This is a genomic window from Nocardia amamiensis NBRC 102102 (assembly GCF_001612745.1).
Lineage (GTDB): Bacteria > Actinomycetota > Actinomycetes > Mycobacteriales > Mycobacteriaceae > Nocardia > Nocardia amamiensis.
The window spans coordinates 15,770-39,584 of the sequence record NZ_BDBA01000121.1 but is presented as its reverse complement, the minus strand read 5'-3'; the positions used below and the strand labels follow the sequence as shown (position 1 = coordinate 39,584).

The 23,815-nt window shown below is 69.9% G+C and carries 7 protein-coding genes and 1 pseudogene; all 8 read left to right on the top strand.

The window, feature by feature from the left end; genetic code table 11:
* Positions 1-1,273, top strand: a pseudogene (locus NA4_RS42175) (hypothetical protein); the annotation flags it as partial.
* A 37-nt stretch (positions 1,274-1,310) separates the two neighbouring features.
* Positions 1,311-1,607, top strand: a complete 297-nt coding sequence (locus tag NA4_RS22495) for a hypothetical protein (RefSeq protein WP_067473374.1) — start codon at positions 1,311-1,313, stop codon at positions 1,605-1,607.
* A 153-nt stretch (positions 1,608-1,760) separates the two neighbouring features.
* Positions 1,761-3,344 carry a hypothetical protein gene (locus tag NA4_RS22490; RefSeq protein ID WP_307188597.1) on the top strand — a complete coding sequence of 528 codons (1,584 nt, stop codon included), beginning with the start codon at positions 1,761-1,763 and terminating at the stop codon, positions 3,342-3,344.
* A gap of 42 nt (positions 3,345-3,386) precedes the next feature.
* Positions 3,387-3,695: a hypothetical protein gene (locus tag NA4_RS22485; RefSeq protein WP_245671538.1), complete on the top strand. Its 309-nt coding sequence runs from the start codon at positions 3,387-3,389 to the stop codon at positions 3,693-3,695.
* A gap of 115 nt (positions 3,696-3,810) precedes the next feature.
* Entirely contained in the window at positions 3,811-4,137 is a 327-nt protein-coding gene (locus tag NA4_RS22480; protein ID WP_157129219.1) for a hypothetical protein, read from the top strand.
* A 13-nt stretch (positions 4,138-4,150) separates the two neighbouring features.
* Complete coding sequence (locus tag NA4_RS22475) at positions 4,151-4,675, top strand: YbaB/EbfC family nucleoid-associated protein (RefSeq protein WP_245671537.1); 525 nt, start codon at positions 4,151-4,153, stop codon at positions 4,673-4,675.
* A gap of 15 nt (positions 4,676-4,690) precedes the next feature.
* Positions 4,691-22,939: an alpha/beta hydrolase gene (locus NA4_RS22470; RefSeq protein ID WP_067473365.1), complete on the top strand. Its 18,249-nt coding sequence runs from the start codon at positions 4,691-4,693 to the stop codon at positions 22,937-22,939.
* Positions 22,936-23,628: a DnaJ-like cysteine-rich domain-containing protein gene (locus NA4_RS22465; protein WP_084497344.1), complete on the top strand. Its 693-nt coding sequence runs from the start codon at positions 22,936-22,938 to the stop codon at positions 23,626-23,628. The genes NA4_RS22470 and NA4_RS22465 overlap by 4 nt, the downstream gene beginning before the upstream one ends.
* Positions 23,629-23,815: the final 187 nt, after the last annotated feature.

The following is a 23,815-nucleotide window of genomic DNA, read 5'->3' as shown; positions in this document are numbered from 1 at the left end:
GGAGTTGCCGGAACCACCAGGGCTGCCGGAGCAGCCGGAGCTGCCGCACCCGCCGGAGCTGCCGCACCCGCCGGACAAGCCGCGCCTGCCGGAGCTGCCGGATGTGCCGCGGCCTCCGCGTCTACCCGGGCTGCCCGAGACTCCGGGTATTCCCCCGCTGCCGGAGTTTCCGCATGGGCCGGACGCGTCGCGCCCGCCGGGGTTGCCGCACGATCCAACCCAGCCACCGACACCAGGACCAGCGGACGCGCCGGAGCTTCCGCATGGGCCGGAACTGCGTGATTCCGCAGGGCGTCCGAGTGCGCCGGATGCGCCCTTCTCGCTGGACCTGCCCGAGTCACAGCGGCTTCCGCACGTTCCGGAGCACCCGCCGACACCCCATTCCCCTGCTCCGCCGCAGGCGTTCCCTCCGGAGGACTCGTCCTTCCAGAATGGCTTCACGCCATCGAGCGAATCGGCCGGGTGGAGCGGTACGGGACCCACCGCGAATGGCTCTGGGGCACCCGCGTATTCGGGCAATCCGACGGCCTCCACTTGGCCGGATCCTTCGGCACCGCACAATCCCGTACCGCCCGCGAACGATACTTTCGAAAACAGCGGCGGTCAGTCATCCGCACAAACCGCACCGGATCCGGCACGCGAATCGTCAGGCCTGCACGAGTATTCGGCCCCAAGGCCCGACCAGCACGCCCTGCGGCCGGGCATCGGCGCCCCTGACACCGCGACTCCAGCGCCCAACCAGCCCGGCCAACCCGGCGCGCCGGGTATCCCCGCGATGCCGCCGATGACCTCGCCACCCTCGTCCGCGTCCACTGCCTCGCGTGCATTCCCGCGTGCGTCCTACGGCAACGGGCGGGACAACGGCGGTATCGGCGGGCCTGCCACCAGCAGCGGGATTCTGGTCCGCGCGCACGCCGGGTTCGGTGAAGTCGCCGACTTCGACCCCGTGACCGGAGCCCTGCGCGGTGTCGCGCTCGGCGTCGGCCCGGTCGGCGGGGTCTACGGCGACCTCGGGCCGACACACATGGTCTTCTACCGGGATGGCGCCCGGCTGGTCCTTCGCGCGGGCGAGCGGGTCATCGACCTGGACGGGCAGGTCGCCGCGCAGTGGCAGCAGGTCGACAATCGCACCACGCGGTTGGTGCTGACCGTGGCGGACCGGGTCGTGTGCGACGTGCACTATCCCGCGGTGCCGCCCGACTTCGACCTCGGCTTGCTGATCCGCGACGTGCTCGCCGACCCGGTCCGGCGCACCCGCATCTTCGCCGGATGAACCCCGCACGGACAATGGACGAGAGTAAGGAGGGATCGTGCGCGACGACTATCCGACCGGCGACGAACTGCGCGCCAACTTCGACGAGCTGCTCGCTTCGGTGCTCACCGGTGGCGGCATCTACTCCGAGAGCGGCTTGGACATGGCGACCGAGGAGGCGCTGTGGATGATCGCGCGCGCCTACCCGGATGTTCCCGACGAACTCGTCGATGCGGCCCACGCCGCGTTCGCCGGGCAACTCGACGGTTCCAACGCCGCCGCCAGGCAGGCCGCGATCGCGCGCAAGATCGAGGAGTTCAACCGGCGCAAGGTCGCGGAGCAGCCTGGCGAATAACCGGGTCAGGATCTGCGGGACCACCGCGTAGTTCAGCGGTCGCGGGGCGGGTCGTTGTGCCAGGATGGGACCAGTGACACAGCTCGGGCATCGGCACGCCGCTCCCGCTTGGGGTCGTGCCTCGGTGCGGACTAATGAGGAGATCGCGTCGACGTGACCAGACCAGACGACGAGGCCGAGGACCGCGGGACCGGCAACGACGCGGGGTCCGGCGGCGGCTCCGATGAACCGGCCGCGGGAGACGCCAACGACGCCTTCATGCGGCAGTTCATGACGAGCTTCCAGGAGCACAGCGACGATCCGGACGTGGAATTCACGCTCGTCGAGGACGAGGGTGCCGATATCGCCGAGCGGGCCAAGCAGCTCAACCACCAGATCGCCCGCGAGCTTGCGGCATTGGGACCCCAGGGCTGGGCGCGGCTGAACGCGGTGTTCGCCCTGACAACGGAGGCGGAGGTGGCGCAAGTCATCTTCGCCGACGACCGAGAGCGCTCGGTGCGTATCCAGCCCACCGAGGCTGTCCTCGCACTGGTACGCGAGCAGCGGCAGTTGGCGGCGCAGCTCAGCGACGGCCCCTGGTGGCGATTGGTGCTGTCGTTGACCAATGCGGGGGAGATCGAAGTCGACTATGACTACGGCGACGAGCCGTTCCCGGACGATCAACTGTTCCCGCCCGAAATCTACAACGCGGACCTCGAGATGTATCCCCGGGATACGCTGCCGGTCTGGCTGGCGGCCTATACCGGCCACGACGGCAGGCAGTCCCGCACCGCGCAGGAGGCCGCGGTACAGGCCCGAGCGGATCGCGAGGCAGGTGTGCGCGGGGTCTTGTCCGAGCGGGATTTTCCCGCGTTCCCGGTGATGTGGTCGCGCTGGGCGGTGATGGCAGCGGCGTTCGTGGCGGCCGGATCACAGTGGGGCCCGCGGGTGTTGCCCGCGCTCGGCTGGTTCGAGGGTGCCAAGCGCAGCGGCTCGACGTTGTATGTCCTTCCTGGTGGCCGGGCCGTGCTGTCGGGCGGTGTGTGGAACGCGCCGGAGCTGGATGCCACCTACAACGGCGGCGAGCCGATGCCCGCCTTCTTCGCGGGCGCGCCGGAGTGGGTGGCGAATCCGGTGTTGAATCCGCGTGCGGCCAACGGATTGTTGTCGTTCTGCTACTGGTGGGAGAACGGAAACTGGTATCGCGGCGAGTCGCCGTCGGCGAATCAGCTCAGTGACGCGGTGCCCGGCATCTGGACCGCCGACACGGTGGCCGAGGTGATCGCGGGACTGGTCGCCGAGCAGCCGACCGACCAGCAGCGGGCGGCGGTGTCCACCCTGGTGTCGGCCGCCGAAGTCGGCGTCGTCACACGCGACACCCTGGTGGACGTGTTCGGCGACGACGGGAGTTTCGACGTCGACAGCGCCCTTTACCAGCTGACCATGGCGGGTGTGGCGCTGGCGCTGCCCGAACCGATGGCGGCGGACGAGGCGATTTCCCGCGTGCGCCAGTTCATTCAGGACAGCGGCATGGACACCAGCGGGTATCCGCTGGATGAGCTGCGTGCCGACCGGATCAGCGTGGGCTGGATGGTCTTCGTGCCGACTCGGCCGGGTGAGATCTCGATCGGCCGGGCCATCTTCTACATCGCCGACGACGGTGTGCTGGAGCAATCGTCGTCGTCGGTGGCGCCATCGGTGTACATCGCCGAGTTCGAGCAGCGTTTCCAGCAGCGCCACGGCTCGGTGGAGGCGTGACCAGGGATTCACCGATACAACCGTCGCAGGAACCCTACGCACATGGGAGAACTGATGGTACGAGGCCGATACCCCTCCGAAGACGAACTGCGGCGTAACTTCGAGCGCGAACTAGGGTCGGTCACCACCGGCGGTGGGCTGCATTCGGAAACGGGGCTGGACATCGAAACCGAAACCGCCCTGATCGATATCGCCCGAGCGTATCCCGAGGTCACCGAGGGTTTGGTGACGGCGGCGCGGACCGCTTTCGCGGGACAACTCGACGGCTCGAATGCCGCGGCGCGCCGTGCTGAGCTGGAACGCGCTATCGAAGAGCACAATCGGAACAAGGGGCAGAACCCCAGCGGGTGAACATATCCGGAGCAGTCTGCGGATGATCCCATGTCGCAGGGGATTTAACGTGCTGGACGGTTGACGTTCATGCGATGATCGAAGGTGGGTGTTCGATCAGTCGAAGGACAGCAACATGGCAGCAGGCGAAATCGAGAACTACACCGAGAAGCTGCGAACTGCCGGTCTGGACACTTCCATGGCCGATGAGGCATTGCTCGGCCTCGTGACCGACGCGGAGGACGCCGCAGACCGAGCGAGCATCGCCGCGGGCCCGGACAAGTTCGGCAGCAAGTTCCGCGACGGCCCCGAGGGCTTCGACAACGTGATGGATAGCATCAACGAGGCCACGCGGAACATCGCGACCTCCTTCCGGCGGATGTCCCGAGGCCAGTACCAAGCCGCCGACGCGATCGACGTGGGCGAGCAGGCCGGTACCGAGAACTTCGATCGCCTGGTCTGACGCAAGGGCCGGGATGAGCGACGCAAGACGCGATGAGCGGGATATGGACTCGATCCTGGAGGCATTCCAGGAGCAGATGCGGGTCATCGCGGAGGCTCAGCAGACGCGCACGAAACTCACCGGGACGGCGACCTCGCGGGATAAGACCGTGACGGTGACCGTGAACGCCAACGGTGTCGTCATCGAGACCAAATTCGCCGCGGGCATCGAGGATTTGAGCTACGCGCAGATCGCTAAGACGGTGACCGAAGTCGCGCAGGCCGCCGCGGCCGATGTGGCACGCAAGAACCAGGAACTGGCCGCGCCCATCACGGATCGGCGCGCCCGGCTGCCGAAGCTTTCCGACTTGGTCGACGGCATGCCCGACTTCGCCGGTGAAATCCCGGTCGAACCACCGGTATCGCTCGCGCCGCCGGGTTCGCCCGAACGTGCGGAGGACGACGATGACGCCACCGCACTGCGATTCACCGATGTCGAGGACTTCGACCACGGTGAGCGGAAGGCCCGGCCGGGGAGAGTAACCGACCCCAGCTGGTAGCACGAGGACGCCGCCATGCCCTTCTCGATAACCATTCCGCCCTGGCTGGAATGGCTGGAGTGGGTCGCGGGAGCCGACTGGCCCAAAGGCTTGGAGGGCGATCAGAAAGCGGCCGGAGAAGATCTGCAGCGGCTGGCCCGTGAGCTGCGCACACGCGCCAGGCAGAAGGCCGAGACGGCGACCGACTCCACGATAGTGGCCTATCCGGCCGGCGCGGGGCGCGATGAGATGGAGAAGTCGCTCAAGGAGCAGCTGAAGGCCATCGACAAGCTGGCCGACAAGTACGACGCGGCGGGGCAACGCGCCATCGACTCCGCCGCCGAAATGCGCGCGACCAAGCTCAATGACATTTTCTCGCTGGCGTGGTTGGCTGCGGAACTGGCTTACGCGGCATTCCTGGGTCCGGGAGCGCCTTTCGCGCAGGCGGGCGCGATCGCGGCAACGCAGGCCGCGTGCCGGTGGATGGGTGGTTTTCTGCTGCGCAGGATCGAAGCGATCCTGGCCAGGACGGCGCTGTCGCAAGCGAGCAGGGAGATCCTCGCCAAGGTCATCTACGAGATCGTGCAGGAGGCGATTACCGAGGTCTTCCAGGGCACGTCGCAAGAATTGGCGGTGCAGGGCCTGAATATCCAGGCCGGGTACCAGGACGGTGGACTCAACTGGAGCGCGGTCGGCCAGAACGCGTGGATCTCCGCCGTTGCCGGTGGTGCGGGCGGTGCGGCGGGCTACGGCCTGCACAATGTCGTGCGACACCTGCCGGGCGGGCCCAGCGGGCTGGCAGGCCTGGGCAAGGGTGCGATCACCGGTGCGGGCGCTGGCTTGGCCGGTGCGGGTGCGGCCTACCTCGCGACCGGATTATCCGGTGGTGGCTGGGAATTCGATCCCCGCATGTTCACCGGCGGTGCGCTGTCGGGCGTCGGCCCGAGCATGGTCTACGGCTACCGGGGTGGGTCGAACTACTCCGGCGGGCCGATGGGCAACGGGCCAGGGCTGACGCCGAACGTCGGCACCATGCCGGACGGCTCGAGCCAGGCTCCGGTTTCGGGAACCGGGACAGGATCCGGCTCCGGTGCTGGAACAGGTGCAGGCACCGGCACCGGTACCAACGGTGCGGGGACGGCGACAACCCCTGCGGCCACCAACGGCAGTGCCACTGGCGCAGATACCTCGAATGGTGCTGGTGCCGCGGCAGATACGTCCGGCGGCACAAATGGCGCTGGCGCGACGGGCGATACGTCAGGAGGCACGCACGGTGCGAATAGCGCCGGCCCCGCGGGCGCTACGTCGAGCGGTACACAGAGTGCGAATGACGCTGGTATCGCTTCCGACACTTCTAATGGCGGGCAGAGTGCGAATGGCGCTGTGGATACGTCGGGCGGTGCGCAGACGGGCGGGGAGACCTCGACCGGTTCGCAGCGAGACGGGGGAGCGGGTACCGCCGCGAGCGCGAACGGCGATAGCCGTGGCGGCACGGAAGGACCCGGTGCCCAGCAGGCGGGACCCGCGGATTCCGGTGCCGACGCCGCGGGCCGATCCGACCCGGCGGCAGGTCGATCCGCGCCCGAAGGCCAAGCCGCACCCGATGCGGGCCAGCGCACACCTGATGCGGGTCAAGCCGCACCCGGTACCAGCCAAGCACCCGGCACCAGCCTGGACGGTGGAGGCGTCGGCGATAATGCGGACACCTCCCAGCGAGGTGGTGCTACTCCGTCCTCCACTTCGCAACCAGCTACCGCACCACAAGCTCTGGCCACCGACCAGGGCGCGACGGGTGCCGCATCAGGGACCTCGGCTGGATCGGTGGCGACACCGGGTGGCGGCACCGTGCCGGGAGCCGGAGCAGCGACGCCGACCGGTGCCGCGCCGAACTCGCCCTCGACCGCGCCGAGTGTTTCGGCGAGTTCGTCCTCGACCACGCCCGGTACTTCCACGAGTGCGTCCTCGACCGGTGCCGCCGCGGGTCCGGCGCGAACCGTCGGCGCGGCGACCGGCCCGGAGCAGGGCCGAATGTCGCTGCCGCAGAGCGATTCTCCCGTCGATTCGCGCGCGAGTCGTGCCGGGGATCGAGACGGCACCGCGCCGCGCGCCACCAGTACCGAGGCGCAGGACGGGGCGCGGGCGCGTGCCGGTGCCTCAGGTCGGCCCGCTGCCGGGCCGCTCGGGCGGGACGGAGCCGTCCAAGCCCAGGCGGCCGATTCCGAAGCGCCGCAGGCGAGGTCGGACGCGAACGCCGACGCGGACGCCGACCAGGGGGATCGGGGTATTCCGGACGACGCCGTCCGGCCCGAGGATGTCGCGCTGGTCGCCGGGCCGATCGCGGCATCATCGAGCCCAGCACCGGATGTACGCACCGCCGACTCCAACCGCGCCCGTCCCGACCCCGACGCCGATCGCCGGACCGACACGGACCCGGAGTCGTCCGGAGACGAGGAGACCTCCGGCCGGACCGCCACCGACGCTGACACCGACAGCGACAGCGACAGCGACAGCGACAGCGACAGCGACACCGACACCGACAGCGCCGCCGACACCGGCAGCGGCCGAGACACTGACAGTGGTCGTGACACCGGCAGCCCTCGTGACACCGACAGCCGTCGTGACACCGACAGCCGTCGTGACACCGACAGCCGTCGTGACACCGGCAGCGATGCCGACACCGGCCGGAATCGCCGAGACCGCGTCCGGCTCCTGCCCGAGGACACCAGCCCGCCGAGCCAAGCCGAGATCGACGATGCGAACGCCGCGCTGCGCCGTCTGGCCGACGACGCGCGCGCCGAAGATCTGCGTTACGGCGAGAACACCGACACCGCCGCGGTGCAGGATCAGGCCCGCAGGAATGCCGAATGGTGGAACTCGCTGCGCGACGGCGGCACTCCGGACGGCGAGCTGAGCCCGATGCAGCGGGCGATGGTACGGACACATCCGGACGTGATCGGCAACGTGCCCGGCATCGACGCGGCGGCGGCGAACGAAGCGAACCGCCTGCAGATCGCACGCGAACTCGAGGATCTCCAGTCGCGCTCCGGCCTGAGCCGCGCCGAGCGCGCGCAGTTGCGCAATCTCCAGGGAACCGTCCGAGCCCTGGCCAGCGCGCAGCTCCAGGCCGCCGCTCTCGATTCCGCCCCTCCGGTGCACGTCGTGGCCTACGACTCGACCGCGTTCGGCGGGAAGGGACGTGCCGCCATAGCTTTCGGAAATATCGACACCGCGGATCACGTGTCCTGGCATGTGCCCGGCATCCGGAACACAGTGGCGAAGCTGCACGCCGGTGTGCGGATCGCCGCAGCGCAGTACCGGTCCTCGGCGGGCCGGGTGCGCGAGGGCGAGTCGATCGCCTCGGTCGCGTGGGTCGGCTACGACGTGCCGAGCGGTCGCGCGCAAGGCGTCTTCACCCGCAGGGCGCGTTCCGGTGCCGGACTACTGGCGCGCGACATCGCCGCCGCGGACGCGGCGCGGGAGGTCAGGGGTGGACCGGACGCCGTCCCGACGAACAAGGTCTTCGCACACGGCTACGGCATCGATGTCGCCGAAGCCGCCGGCCGAGGCGGCAGGCTGGAGGGGCTGGCCGGTGACGTAGTGCTGTCCGGGATGGCGGAGCCGCATATCAGGGACGGGCATTTCGGCGACGTTCGCGTGCATGTACCCGACGGGACGCGCGGACTGTTCGGCAGGATCGACCCCGTTGTGCCGGAGGGCGGTTCGGAACCACCCAGCGGAGTGCCGACGCGAGCACTGCACGACGCCGGCCGAATCGGGGCCGACCTGGTGGGTTCCGTCGACCATCGGTCTCCCGACAACGCGCCCGATCCGGACCAGCCGCCCGCGCACGCGGTGAACAATTGCGGCGAACTCGCGCTCTGGCGAGCCGCCGTGCAGACCGGCAATGGCTCGATCTCGCTGGTCGAACCGGGGTCGGTAGGCCCGGAGGGCATGTCCTGGCACGACTTGGAGGTCGCGGCGGGCGGTGAGATCGCCAGGGTGGTCGGCAGCAAGAAGCGTCCCGCGCATCAGATGATCGCCGACGGCCTACGGTATCTGGGTGGCGACGCGGCGGTCCTGGTCGTCGACGAACACAAGGGCAAGGCCGACGAACATGGGGTCGGCGCGCACGCCTACGTCATGTACCACGACAAGGCCACCGGAAAGATCATGGTGGACGACCCCTTGCGCGGCGGGGTTTTCGAATTCGATCCGGACACGGCACCGGACGTCAAGTCCACTTGGGGCGTGTTCTTCGGCGCCGAAGGTGAGCACCTGCGCCCGCTCGCCGATGGAGGCGCGGGCAGCCGAGCCCGCGGTATCGCGGTGGGCGACACCGAGCCGGACGACGAAGAGGAGCCGCTGGAGCCGCCCGACGAATTGCTCGCCGCCGCGGTGGCACGGCGCGATGAACTGGCGGAGCGAATCCGGCGACTGGCCGAGAACATACGGGCCGCTGTCGATCCGGAGCGACTGACACCGGAGCAACTCGACGAAACGGTACGTGACCTGTCCGATCAGGATCTGGCCGACGAGGACGTCGCCCGGCTGTCCGAAATCGCTGATCTGGCACCGGACTACCTGCACGCGGATGCGAAAGTCCGGGAGTTGTCGGCAGGGCGTGTGGATCCGGTCGCGATTCCGGATGTCGACGCCGGCCTCCCGTCGGCCGTTGGCACGGACGACACCGGCGCCGATCCAGTCGGTTCCGGCAGTCGCACGGGTACTTTATCCACCGCCTCAGGCGCCAGCGATAGCGATGTGCCCCGAACGGATGCGCCACGGCAGCTCGGTGACCGTGTGCCGCCCGAGGACTCGGCCGAGCCGATCGACAGCGCCTCGGCGCGGGGTGATCCGCCCAGCACCGGCGTTTCGCAAGATGATCAGTCCGAGTCAGCCGACCGCTCGGCAGCACAAGGTGATTCGCCCGGAGACCGCGTACTACCGGAAGACCTGTCCGAGCCGACCGACGCCGAAGCGGACGCCGCGGACACCGCGTTGCGACTGCTGGGACCGGACGCCTCGGCGGCGGACCTGCTGCACAGCGACCATCCCGCCGAGTCCGTGGCCGCACACGCGAAGGAACTCGGGCGACGTAACGCGGAGTGGTGGAACTCGCTGCGCGACAGCGATACACCGGCCGGTCAGCTGAGCCCGCTGCAGCGGGCGATGGTGCGGGTGCATCCGGCTGTGATCGGCAACGCGCCCGGCATCGATGCCGCCGCCGTCGACCAGGCCAACCGGCTGCGGATAGCCAGGGAGCTGGCCGAGCTGCGGTCACGTGGCAGGTTGACGCGCACCGAACGCCGCCAGTTGCGCGTCTTGCTCGCGACCGAGAAGGCGCTGGCGGGTGCGCAGCGGCGAGCCGCGGCCGTCGATCCCGGCCTACCGGTACGCGTGGTCGCCTTCGATTCCACCGCCTTCGGCGGAAAAGGCCGGGCCCTGGTCGCTTTCGGCGATATCGATACCGCCCAGCATCTGGCATGGCATGTCATCGGCATGGGCCATACCGTCGAGAAGCTGCACGCCAGCCTAGATTTCGCGCTCAACGAATACCGCGTGACCGCAGGCAAGCTCGGCGCGGGCGAGCGCAACGCCTCGATCGCGTGGGTCGGTTACGACGTGCCTGCGGGCGGGAAGATCACCGCGCTGCTGCAAGCGGCGACGCTGCGCCGCGCCAAGGCGGGTGCGCAGCTGCTGCTGCGCGATATCGCCGCGACCGATGCGGCGCAGCAGCATGTTCGCGGGCCGGACGGGAAGCCGGTCAACCGCGTCTTCGCGCACAGTTACGGCACCGCCCTCACCCAAGAGGCAGGGATGGGTGGCAGGCTCGCGGGTCTGGCGGGCGATATCGTGCTCTCCGGTGGCCCCGGCGGCCCCATGACGAATGCGGCACAGTTCGGCAGTGACGTCGACGTCTACGTGGCCGCCGCGTCCAACGACATCTTCACCAGGCTCGGCGCGACGGTACCCGGCCGAGCGGGTCGTATCCTGCCGATGCTGGGCCTCGGGCTCGGCGCCGATCCAGCGAGCGCGGGCTTCGGCGCAATCAGAATCGCCGCCCAGCTCCCGGACGGCAGGCGATTCGCCGGTGTCTGGCAACGGCATTCGGGCTACTACAAGTTCGCCGACACCAGCACCGGCACGCCGACGGAGGCGCTGGACAACTTCGGATTGATCGGAGCCGGGCGCGGCGGCGAGGTTTCCACCGCGCCGCACCGCCCCGGGGCTACCGATCCGGGCTGGGTGCGCCGCCAATTGGGCACCCGATTCGAGGATCCCGAGCGCGGCCGTGTGCCACGTTCCGGGGACGGCTCCACGCCGCACCGGGTTCCGGACACCGTCCCGGATCAGCGGAGCACCCAGCGGGATACCGCGAATCGAGTCGAGCCGCGGCACAATGAGTGCGCGCCGCGGGCTTTGCGCTGGATCCGGCGTTTGACCGGAAGCGCCGTGGTGCGGCTACCCGCGGGTGAAATCGGCCCACCGGGGATGAGCGCGGACGAACTGGAATCGCACGCCGGTGGCCGGTTGCGTGCGTATGGTGCGGACCCGCGGCTGTCGGACCCGCACGATCTGCTGGCGGCCAGGCTGCGGTTGCTCGGTGACGGCGCTTCGGTGCTGGTCGTCGACCAGTACCACGGTCCAGCCGACGAATACGGCGTCGGTGCGCACGCCTATGTGCTGACCAACGACAACGGCACGATCATGGTTCACGACGACAGCGTCGGTGAGCCGCGCCCGTATCCGCCGCGCACATCCCGGGACCTCGCCGGAACCTGGGGCATCTTCTATGACTCGGACGGCAACCCGCTGGATCCGATCGAGGGCGTCGACCCAGCACCGCGGGACGGTTCACTACCGTGGCACCGCATCGGCGCGTCACCGGCCGACCCCGGTTACTTGGTCGGGCCGCGCAACCCGGAAACGGGCTTGCCCGACGACGTGCGGATCACGCGGGCCGACCACGATCTGGTCCGGGCGGCCGAGGATGCTCTGCGCGATCGACTCGGCCCCACCGCGAACGCCGATTCCCTGCTGCGCCCCGTCGATCCGGACGACTCCGCACGCACCCGGGCCGAAGAGAACGCCCAGTGGTGGCACGCATTGAGTTCCGGCCAGCGGCGCGCCATGGTCGCGATCCACCCGGAGATCATCGGCAACGCCGACGGTATCCCCGCACAGGTGAAGGACGAGGCGAACCGGCTATCGATCCGGCGTGATTTGGACGCGTTCGTCGAGCGCCTCGACGCCCACTATCGGCGCCACCCCAGCCAGCTGGAACGGGTGCTCGCCGGAACCGAACTCGACGCCGCGGAACGCGGACAGCTGCGCAACCTCCTTGCCACCCAGCGGGCTCTGCTGCGGGCCGATCGCCTGGCGGGCGCCGTGCATGTGGACGTGCCGACACCGCGGGTGCACGTGCTGTCCTACAGCGCGAAGGATTTCGGCGGCAGCGGCCGAGCCGTGGTCGCGTTCGGCGACGTTGACACGGCGTCCTCGGTGTCCTGGCACGTATTCGGTGTGAATTCGAGTATCCGGACCATGGCGGAGCAGCTGAAGCTGGCCAGGAACGCCTACGAGATGACTGTGCGCACCGATTCGGCGGTGGCCGCGGCCTCCATCGCCTGGATCGGCTACGACGCCCCGGACAATCTGGCGCAGGCCACGACCACCGCTCGCGCGGAGGACGGTGGCGCCCGGCTGGCCACAGACGTGGTTTCCTTCCAAGCCACTCGCGCGTACCTGGCCGCGCGCCAGGGCGGCGAGCCGGTGCCTGCGAACCACCTCTTCGGCCACCGCTACGGCGCCACCACGATCAGCGAGGCCGCGGCGGGCGCTCGCCTGGCGCGCGAGATCGGCACCGTGACGATGCTGGCCTCGCCGGGAGCGGGCCGGGTCGAGAGCGCAGCGGAATACGGCGCGGACGTCGAGGTCTACGTGGCCAGCTCGTCCCGGGACTGGGTCGCCGGAATGGGCGCCAATACGCCGGGCGGGCGGGGCAGGCTGTTGAACGTCGGCTTGGGCGTGAATCCGGCCCTCGACGTCTTCGGCGCCACGCGCATGGCGGCCGAGATCCCCATCGAGGGCAATACGTCCACCAAGAAGACGGTGTTCTCGCGGATCTCGTTGAAGCTGCTGGGTTATCCGGATCCGCGATTCGGGGCGGGCGCGCGGGTGCACAGCCAGTACTACTGGTTCACCGACGAACACACCCGCGCGCCGACCGAGGCGCTGGCCAATATCGGGCGCATCGCCGCCGGGCAGGGCGATTCCGTGCGGCAGGTGCCACCGCGCGCGGCGGTGGCCGATCCGAGTCTGTGGCAGCGCCGGATCGCGTCGCGCTCGGCCGACCCCGAGGCGCAGCGGCCGCTCCGGTTCCGCGACGGCGCGCTTCCACCGCCCGAACCCGCCGATGCCACGGCCGCCGAGGATACCGACGCACTGGTGCGGCAAGCCCTGGCACTGCGCGGCGAGGGTGTGCGCGCCGCGGACTTGATGCACCGGGGCTACGCCGACGACTACACGCGAGCGCGCGAGCTGGCCACCCAGAACGCGCTGTGGTGGGATGCGCTGCGCGACAGCGGCACTCCGGAGGGCGAGCTGAGCCCGATGCAGCGAGCGCTGGTGCGGGCGCATCCGTTCGAGGTGGGCAATGCCGACGGCATCCCCGCTCACGTTAGGGACCAGGCCAACCGGCTGCAACTGCGACGAGACCTGGACGCACTGCTGGCCCGCAGGCCGCGCGGTGGCTCGCTGGCACGGATCTTCCGCGGTAGCGACATCACCCCCTCGGAACGCCAGCAGCTGAAGAACATCATCGCGACCCAAGAGGCGTTGAACCGCTCCACCGGTGTGCGACCCGGAATACCCACGCCCCCGGTGCATTTGCTCGCGTATGACGGGCTCGCCTTCGGCGGCGAGGGCCGTGCGGTGGTCGCCATCGGCAACGTCGACACCGCCGCGCACGTGGCCTGGCAGGTGCCTGGGGTCACGACGACCGTGGAGAAACTGACCAAGCGCCTGCAGGCGGCGCGCGACCCGTACGAGGCCATGGTGCTGGCCGATCCCACCGTCGAGGTCGCGTCCATCGCGTGGATCGGGTACGACGCGCCGAGCGGCGCGAAGATCTGGCTGGAAACCAGGACCCCCGAGTTCGCGGAAGTCGGTGGCCGTCTGCTCGCCCGCGACGTGATGGCCTATCAAGCGGCTCGAGCGGCTCGTGCCGGGCGGCCCGTCGACCAGGCAGCCGCCGATCCGGCGGTGACCAGGCCGGTCGCCCCGCCGCCGCCGAAGATCCACCTTTTCGGCCACAGCTACGGGTCCACCACAACGGGTTACGCGGCCGCGAACGGGCGACTGGCTCGCGACGTCGCCACGATCACGCTGGTCGGCTCGCCCGGCGCCGGGCCGGTCCAGCACGCCGCCGAGTTCGGGATCGGCGCCGAGAACGTCTACGTCGCCAAACTCTCCTACGATCCGGTCACCGGGCTCGGTGCGCTCTTGCCCGGCCGCCACGGCCGCTTTCTCAACATGGGTTTGGGCATCAACCCCTCGGTCGAGGCATTCGGCGCTCGGCGTGTTCCGTCGCAGTTCCCGGCGGTCGGGTCGTTCGGCCGCGCCTTCCCTGCACACGGTTTCTACTTCGACTTCATCGACCCCGATATCGGCGAGGCGCCGGAGTCGCTGGCGTACTTCGGCCTGATCGCGACCGGACACGGCGACGAAGTGCCGCGGGCGCCGCACCGGGCCGTCCCGGAGGACCCGGGTGTATTCCATCGTGCCGGGTGGGCGCCGAAAGATCCCGAGGGCAGGCGTACTCCGGTCCGCCAGGACCAGCTCGGGCGCAGGCCCGCTGACGGAACTCAGGAACACCGGACACCCCGGGGCCCGGAACCGGAACGTTCCGGGCTGGATCGCACGGACTCGAGCGAAGTAGGTGGCTCGCCGCGCCGCGTGCCCGAGGATCGGACCAGGCCGGAGATCCAGGGCCACCGCGGCGGCCGCGGGTTGTGGTCGGAGAACACCCTCGCGGGCTTCGCGCAAGCGATGGATCTCGGCGTCGACGTGATCGAACTCGATGTCGGGCTCACCAGGGACGGTGTGCCGGTCATCTCGCACGAGCAGAAGATCGACGGGCACACCGTGCGTGACACCGGCCCGGTCCGCCCAGGCGATCCGCGATTTCCCTACGTGGGCAAGCCGATCCGCGAGCTGACGGCCGAACAGATCCGCACGCTCGACACCGCGGTGGTGAACAAGTCGTTCGCCGGAACCCAGCAGGCCGCGCCGCGCGGAAGCGGGGTGCCCACCCTGGCCGAAGCCGCGGCGCTGGCCGCCGGCCGCGGTGTGACGCTGGCGGTGGAGATCAAAACCGATCCCTCCTGGAGCGACGCGGAAGTCCGGGCCGTGGTCGCGGCCACTGTGGAGTGCCTGAGCGGCTACGACGTGCGGTATCGGGTGCTCGGCTTCGACTGGCGGGTGCTGACACACGCCGCTGAGCTGGCGCCGGACGTCGACCGCGTCGCGCTGGTGAGTTCTCGCACCGCCACCGAAACCTGGCTCGGCGTCGATCCCGGCGTCTCCGGGCCGGGCCGGGTCCGTGGCATGGCGGCGCAGGTCGCCGGTCCGCGCCGCTCGCCGGGCGGTGACCTCCCGGCCGCCGCACGGCAGGCGGGCGCGACGATGCTTTCGCCCGAGCGCGCCATGCTGACCGACGAGTTCTTGCAACAGGCCGCCGACGTGGGCATGCCGTTGGTGCCCTACACGGTCAACGATCCGGACGAAATGCGGCGCCTGATCGAGGAAGGCGTCGCTGGCATCGTCACCGATTACCCCGACCTGCTGCGCGCGATCCTGGTCGAGCAGGGCTTCGAGGTTCCGGAATCGGTGCAGGCCAGGGGAGATCACGGTCCGGAGGATCCGCCGCCCGCGCCCGGTTCCGACAACCGCGGACCGGATCGAGGCCCGAATGATCGCGGTCCGCGCGCCGGCGGACCCGACGCCCGGCGGCCGGGCGACGCCGATACCGCGCGGACAGACGGCATGGGCGAGCTGGACGCCGCACCCGGCGGACGTACGGACGACCAGGCCGATCACGGCCGGAGCGGCGGTGACCGACCCGCTGCCCGGACAGTCGTCGCCGACAGCGGACCCATCGACGTAGAGCCCGGTAGCACGCCACCCGCGCGTGCCGTGGACGGCGGTGGACGCGGCCCGAATGACCCCGGCGACACCCAGCTGGCGGCTTCCGACCCCGATGAACCGGGGCCCGGCGATAGCGACCGAGGCGGCGCGGATACGCACCCGCCCCACCTCGGTCCCGCTCTTCCGGCCGACCCCGGATTCACCGAAGAGCAGCAGCGGATTGCCGACGCGGCGCTGCGGGACGGCGGCTTCGACGGTCCGGACGCGTTGCAGCGCAGCGGAACCCGCCGCATCGTCGACTCCGCACGGCGGCGGGCGACCGAGAACGCCGACTGGTGGCATGCGTTGACCGACCCGGCCCGCCCCGGCGAGCTGAGCCCGGCACAGCAGGCTCTGCTGCGGGTCTACCCGCATCAGATCGGCAATGCCGACGGCTTGCCCGCGCAGGTACGCAACGACGCGAACCGGCTCGCGATCACCCGCGACCTGGAAACGTTCCTCGCGCGACGGCCGGAGGGACGCGGCATGTGGTGGTCGCGCAGCGTGCTCAGCCCGGCGGAGCTGAAGCAGCTGGGCAACCTGGTCCTGACTCGCAACCACTTGGCGCAGCTGGAAGAGCAGGCACGACAGGTGCCGGGCAATCCGCCGGTCCACGTTCTGTCCTACGACGCGACGGCCTTCGGCGGCGACGGCAAGGCGGTCGTCGCGCTCGGCAACGTGGACACCGCCCGAACGGTGAACTGGCATGTCCCCGGCACCAACACCACTCTGCGGTCGCTGCACTATCAGTTCACCCCGCTGCGTCATCTGTACGAAGAGGCCAAGCGGGTGGACCCGGATCTGGAATTGGCCTCGATCATCTGGATCGGCTACGACGCGCCGACCGGTCCGATCAACACCGGGTACGTCAGGGCCGCCTTCCGCAGTCGCGCGAAGGCGGGCGGTGACCTCCTGCTGCACGAGATCGCGGCCTTCCACGCGACCAGGGCGCACGCCGGAACCGCCGACCCCCGGCAGCTGACGAACCGGATCTTCGCGCACAGCTATGGTTCCGTCACCGCCAGCTTCGCGGGCAAGCACGGCAGGCTGGCCGGGCTGGTCGGCTCGATCACGCTGTCGGGGTCGCCTGGCGCGGGCCCGGTGCGCAGCGCCGCGGCGTTCGGCATCGGTGCGCAGAATGTCTACGTCGCCGCCTCCTGGCGTGACCCGGTGACCATGTTCGGCGCCGACCAGCCGGGCGCGTGGAGCCGTTACCTCGGTACCGGGCTCGGCCTCGGTATGGATCCGTCCTCGGAAGCGTTCGGAGCGCGCCGAATTCGCGCCGAATTCCCGCGGTCGGAGAACTTCGGCAATGCCGAACAGGTGCACCAAGGCTATCTGCGACCCAGTGATCCGCAGACCGGGCGGCCCACCGAGTCGTTGGCCAACTTCGGCCGGATCGCCGCTGGGCAGGGCGACACTCTGCCTTCGGTGGATCATCGCCGTCCGCCGCCGGATCCGGGGTGGGCGCGGCGCCGGGTCGGTACCGCGCCGGTTGACGTCGAGCGCGGCCGTTACGACGACGGCACCACCGATACCAGGGCGCCGGATGTGACCACACCGCGCGGCGTCGCGCATGTGACCGAGACTGGTCCGCGCAACTGCGCTGTTCGCTCCTTGCGGATCGTCCAGGACCGGACCGGCAGCACGGCGATCGACGTCGACGCGGCCAGAGCCGTAGGCATGGACGGCATGCGCTGGCAGGATCTGGAAGTGTCCGCGGGCGGCCGCCTGCGAGCCGAGAGCCACGCGACCATCGCGGCACGCTTGCGGCGCATGGGCAACGGCGCCACCACCCTGGTCGTCGACGAGTACCACGGCGTGGCCGAGCGCAACAACGGCGTCGGCGCGCACGCGTACGTGATGACCAACGACAACGGCACCATCCTGGTGCACGACCCAGCGACGAACGAGGTCCGCCGCTACCAGGACTGGACTCCGCCTCCCGGCGTCGCGGGAACTTGGGGAATTCACTACGACGCCGCAGGCGTTCCGCAACATCCGCGCGACCTCGGCATGGCTGATGGCGCCCGTCCTGCCAGCCTGATCGGCGAATCGCCGAACCCGCCGGGCGATCCCGATGCCCAGCTGGCGCGGGCGCGGGCGCAGTGGACCGCGGTGGAAGAGGCCGTGCGTGCGAAAGGGGAACCGGTCCGCTACGAGCGCATTCCCACCGGCCCGGAGAGCAACGCCGTCTATATCGTCGAGTTCGCCGACGGCAGCAAGTGGGTGTACAAGCCGGCATCCGGCCAGACGTTCGGCCAGATCCAGGTGCTGCCATCCGGTTCGGTCGTCCGTGAAGTCGCCCGGTACCGAAGGGATCTGCTGCTCGGGTACGGGCATGTGCCACCGACCATCGCGTGGACCGGGCGTTATGGCGCCGGTTCACTACAGGAACTGGTCCGGGTGCTGCCGAGTAGCCCGGTGTCGGCATATTCGCTGGCGGAGCGGCACGCGGTGGCGATCGGGGTCTACATCGATGCCGACCAAGATCACAACGACTATCTCACCGCGGCCGGTGACGCGCGCCGCCCGCGTGGATCTCTCGTGATCCACGATGGTGAGCACACCGCGCCGCTGGACACCAGTCGCATCGGCATCCGATCGAGTTTCGTGGTCGACGCGCTGCACGAGTCGCTGCACCCGGATCCGCTCGCGGCGGCGAGGGAACTGCATCCGGACGCGTTGCGCGCCGTGCTCACCGAGTTGGGCATCGAGCCGGAAGCCGTCGACGGCGAGATCCGGCGGCTCGCGGAAATCCAAACCGACGGCGTGATCAGCGGCAGGGAATGGCCGGGGCGGATCAGGGACGTGCCACGCATCGCTCCGCCGCCGCAGCCCGAGGTCGCGCCCGCTCCCGAGCCGGAGAGCACCGAGCCCGATGCCCGCGCGGAGGCACCGAGCCTGTGGCGGCGCCTCCGCGGCCTGTTCTCCAGCGACAGCGGCCCCGCGCCGGGCGCGGAGGTCGTCGACGGTACGACGCCACAGCGCGCACCCGACGACACCCCGACCGACACCACGCGATATCGCAACGACTGTGCGCCGCAGTCGCTTTCACGGGTAGTCGACCTGACCGGCAGCACGGTCGTACGGGTGCCGGACGCGGCGGTCGGCCCGGAGGGAATGACCGCCGATCAGCTGGAGGACGCGGCCGGTGGACGTCTGGAAAGCTTCGACTCCCGCGACGCGATCGCCGACCGGCTGCGCGGCATGGACTACGGCACGACAATCCTGGTGGTCGAGGACTACCACGGGCCTGCCGATCGGCACGGCGTCGGCGCACACGCCTACGTCATGGCCAACCAGGGCGGCACCATCATGGTGTACGACTCCGCCCTCGGCTTCCCGCACCCATACCAGTCTGGACAGCCCACCCCCGATGTGCGCGCCGTATCGGGGATCGTCTACACGCCCGACGGGACGCCGACGCGGTCCATCGATGAATTCGCCCCGGACCCGAACGCCCGCCCGGACACCGGCATCGGCATGTCCTCGGGCGACGACTCCGATCCGGAGCTGAATCCCGGTTCCGGCGAGCCGGATTCGAGTGGCACCACACCGGGCCCGCCCAGCGGCCAGGAAGAGCCGGACGTTACGGGATCGGGACGACCAGCGGACCCGCCGTCGCCCGGTCCGTCGGGGCAGGACGCTCAGGGCGCGCCGGCCTGGACCATGACTCCGGCGGAGCGCGCGCTACTCGACCTCGGCGCGGTGATCCGTGCAGAAGTGCTGGAAACCGGCCACTTCCACCTGAACGAAGTGCTTGTCGTGCACTTCGAGAACGGCACGGCGGTGTATCGGCCCGCGGTGCGAGAGCCGATCCCCGGTATGGAGCTGCCCGCGTCGGGGCCGGTGGCCAGCGAGGTCGCCACCTTCCGGTTCGATCATCTGCTCGGGTTCCATCAGGTTCCGCCGACCGTCCCCTACGACGGAAGCCGTGGACCCGGATCGCTGCAATACTTCGTCGCCGAGTTGACCGCACCGCGTGCCCCGCACGAATACTCCGTCACGCAGCGGTTCATGATGGCGATCCGGGACGCCATCACCGGCGAGTGCGACCGGCAGGGCAGCGACGGCACCGCGGGTGCGATCGCCATCGCGGCCGACAACGACTTCTCGTTTCCGGAGCACGCGGGTTCGTTCGTCGTCACCGACCCGGATCTGATCCTCGCCGACCGCCCGGACGCGCGAACCGATCTCCCGTTCCTCGGCACCAGATTCCCTTACCTGCTGGAGATGATGAACCAGCCGATCCCGCCCGAGATCCTGGCCAAGGTCCGCGCGGTCACAGCTGCGCAAGCCGAGGCGGTGCTCGCGGAGCTCGGCCACTCGCGCAGCGCGATCGATGGCGTGCTGCACCGACTCGCGTCCATTCAGGCCCGGGGCATGATCACCGCGGAGGTGTGGGCGTACACCACTCCGCCGCCGGGCCGTGGCGGCGAAGGGATCGGCCAGGCCGATGCCGCAGCCCTCGGTCGATCGGACGATATCGGCCCGGGACCGGCCTCGACGCCGGCTGGTCGCAGTCTGGATTCCGCTGTCGACCCGATGACTCGGCCCGAGTCGGGCCCTGAAGCCGTCGGCCCTGGCGACCCGTCCGAGGGTGACCACGCAGCGCCGCCGGAAGGCGACCGTCACCACGGGACGGTGGGCAACCTGGGTGAATGCCGCGGCGACGCACGGGAACCCGGCCGCGATCGGATGCGCCACGCCGTTCTGATGCGCCAGGTGGAAAGCGCCCTGCGGCTGATCACGCCGGAGGGCATGAGCTGGTACCGGCCGCTGCCGGTGGGTCCGGCGGGATCGATGAGCCGCGTTCGGGTAGACGGGTACTTCACGCTGCCGGACGGCAGGCCGGTGCACCTGCGCGTCGGCGAGGTCAGCGCCAGAGCGGTCGGCGAATACCACATGCGTCCGGACGGTTCCGCCTTCGATCTGACCGTGTCCGACCGGGCGCGTTCGCGTGATGTCGCGCGTACGGTGGCCGATCTGCTGGTGCAGATCCGTTTGGCCACCGATCCCACCTTCCGGCATCCCGGCGGACGATTCGCCGAACTCGAAGTGGTTGTCGCGCACCTGGATCAGTCGATCTTCGATCCGGCGCGATCGAACCTCACACCGGACTACCGCCGGGATCTCACCGACCTGCTCGACCATCTCGGCATCAGCGCCGACCCGGTCGGCGAGGCCGCCGAGCTGCTCGCCGAACACAATCCCGAGCTGGCACGGCGAATCGGACTGGAGTACGGCGGAGCCGTGGCAAGCCGTCCCGTCTTCGGGCTCCTGCTGACCGAACCGGCTTTCCAGGAAGCGGCCCAGGCGCATCTGGACCGCCTCGGTGAACTGCTGCGTGGCGAGTACGCGACCGACGTGCTGATCAGCGAGGCGCTGGCGATGAACGGCCGGATGCACGAGGAACAGGTCCGCCGCATCTTCGACGCGATCTATTTCGATCCCGCCGCCGATGCCGCGCGCGCAACCGTGGGCAGGGACGCACTGATCGAGGCGCTCACACCACTCAGGGCGGCGATCAACGATCCGCTGCCGCACGGTCCGCGGCGGTTGGCCGCGATCGAGGCGGCCATCGACGAGCTGCGCGCGTCACCGCTGATCACCGACGAGCTGCGCGAGGCGGTGAATTGGGCGCGCATGCGCCAGGCCGCGTCCGCATTGGCGGCGATGCCGGACTGGATCGGAGGCGTACTGCACCGCGGCACCGGACAGGTCGAAATCCGAGCGGCTCTACCGGCGCATCCGCGCGGCACGGCGATGTCGCTCCTGGACTTCCTGCACACCGTCGATAGGGCGAATCGCGGTACGGCGCAGCACGGTTTGAACGTGGAGTACGTAGTCGTGATCCACGATCAAGCCGACGGAAAGTCCTCGGTGGAGGTGCTGTCCCGCCCGCGGCCGACCTACCGGCTCCCCGCCGAGCGCAACGATCCGGTGCTCTTCGCAGGCCGTCCGCCGGTGCCGGCGGCGCGCGCGGGCGGCCACACCGTCGACGTCGGCGTGGGACGCAGCGCGTTCGCGGTGGAGCTGACCCCCATCCAGGACACGATGGGCCGCGGCCTGATTCTGCAGACCGAGTTGCCGCAGGACTTCGCCGATGCCGGGCAGCGCCGCCGCAACCTCGGCGTCCTCGATCCGGGTCCGCTGCCGATGCCGGGTGCGCTCGTGCTGTTCGCCGACCTGCTCACGCACGGCGAGGTGCTGGCGGCGGGCGGCAACGGGGGTGTCGCCAGGTTCTATATCAACAACGTCAGCGCGCACTACACCGCCGCCCAGTACGACGCGCTGGCCGCGCGACTGCCGCGGACCCTGGCGCCGGGCGCGCGCATCGAAGTGCAGTGGGACATGACCTCGGAGCGCGCCGAGGGCGGCAGGCCGGGCGACCGGGGACACATCCAGGGCGATCTGCTGATGGAAGCGATCGAGCGGGTGCTGCCTCCTGCGGTCGGCGGCGTCTTCCGGGTCGTAGAGCACACCGTCTTCGATCCGCCGGGGAACGAGGACTACCTGTACTCGATCGACGCGGGCGCGAGCAACGTTCTCAACGCCGGGACGATGGCGCTGTACACCCCGCCGAAACCCGACCACCGCATGGTGATCGCCTACGAGCCGGACGCGGGCCCGACGGTGGCGGCGGTAGAGGAGATCACGCCCGCCGTCGACGTCGACGCGATCCTGGCCCACGACCGCAGACCCGAGGCACTGGCCCAGCCGACCGGAGATCCGGCGACCGCGCATCTGCCGGCGCTGCGGCAGCACTACATCGCGGAGGTGGGGCGCCTGCAGGCCGTGGAGGACGCGCTGCGCGAACGCGGCGCGTCCGACGAGGAGATCGCCAGGACCCTGCAGAACGCACGCAGGGAGATCGGCGCCTTCTACAAGACCCAGGACTACGGTGAATGGGAGCATCTGAAGGACCGGATCCGGAGGCGAAACATCCGCGAGTACAGGGACCCGCTCGGCCCGACCGTCGAATACCTGCGCGAGGTCAAGGGCCTCAGCTGGGCAGAGATCATCGCGGGCGCCAAACAGACGGGCGGCGCCGATCTCGGACTCGGCCGCGCCGAATCGGGCGGCAGCGCATGACCGCACCTCGGGCGCGGCTCGACCGGGCGGCGGAGCGGCTGCGTGACTACCTGCTGTGGTTGGCGGCGCGGCTGACGCCCGGTGTGACTCCGCAGGTGTCGGTGCCGGATCACCCGGTCGCGGTGGACTGGCACGAGCCGGTGCGGTATCAGTACCGCGCCAGCGCACGTGTGCACCCGCCCGGCGCGGCCTACGACCCTGCCGTGGTGCCCCGGGCGGTGACCGCGCTCACCGAGGCCGGATGGTCGGTGCATGTCGAGCGTTCCGCCGACGAGTCCGGGGCGGTGCAGTCGACGGTCATCGGGACACACGACGGGTTCGTGGTGCGCATCCGCGTGCAAGAAGGATATGGCGGAGTCATTTTCACCGGTGAGACACCCATTGTCGCCGTCCCCGAGGACGATTCGTTCGTCCCGCCCGAACCGGTCGTCACGGCCGATACTGTCGGCGCGGACGCGGTGCTGTGCTACGAGTGCGCTGGTCTGGGCTGGTGCCCGGCCTGCCAAGGCCGCGGCTGGACCGCCACCGGCCCCTCCGGCCGCCAGCGCTGCCGGGAATGCCTCGGCGCCAAGGTCTGCCCGGTCTGCCGCGGCGCAGGCGAACTCGTTGTCGCCGAACTGACCTCGGCCGATCGAGCTCACTATCCCGATCTACCAGGGACTTTCGACCAGGGTCGGGCCGATGGGTGAACCGGCTGCATGCTGGATCGACAGTGATGTCACTTGCTGGACATCCGTTGTTCCGATGAATCTTCGAAACTTCGTTCCGGAAGGAGACGTTACGGCGCGAGCACGGGTGGGATGATCGGATCGATGGTGGCCGCGCCCGGGGCGGATCCGGCCCGGCATCATCGGCCACACGGCGCGCCGGGTATGG

Coding starts and splice junctions, on each gene's coding strand:
- NA4_RS22485 (WP_245671538.1), top strand. CDS start 3,387: ATGGGAGAACTGATGGTACGAGGCCGATACCCCTCCGAAGACGAACTG.
- NA4_RS22470 (WP_067473365.1), top strand. CDS start 4,691: ATGCCCTTCTCGATAACCATTCCGCCCTGGCTGGAATGGCTGGAGTGG.
- NA4_RS22480 (WP_157129219.1), top strand. CDS start 3,811: ATGGCAGCAGGCGAAATCGAGAACTACACCGAGAAGCTGCGAACTGCC.
- NA4_RS22465 (WP_084497344.1), top strand. CDS start 22,936: ATGACCGCACCTCGGGCGCGGCTCGACCGGGCGGCGGAGCGGCTGCGT.
- NA4_RS22475 (WP_245671537.1), top strand. CDS start 4,151: ATGAGCGACGCAAGACGCGATGAGCGGGATATGGACTCGATCCTGGAG.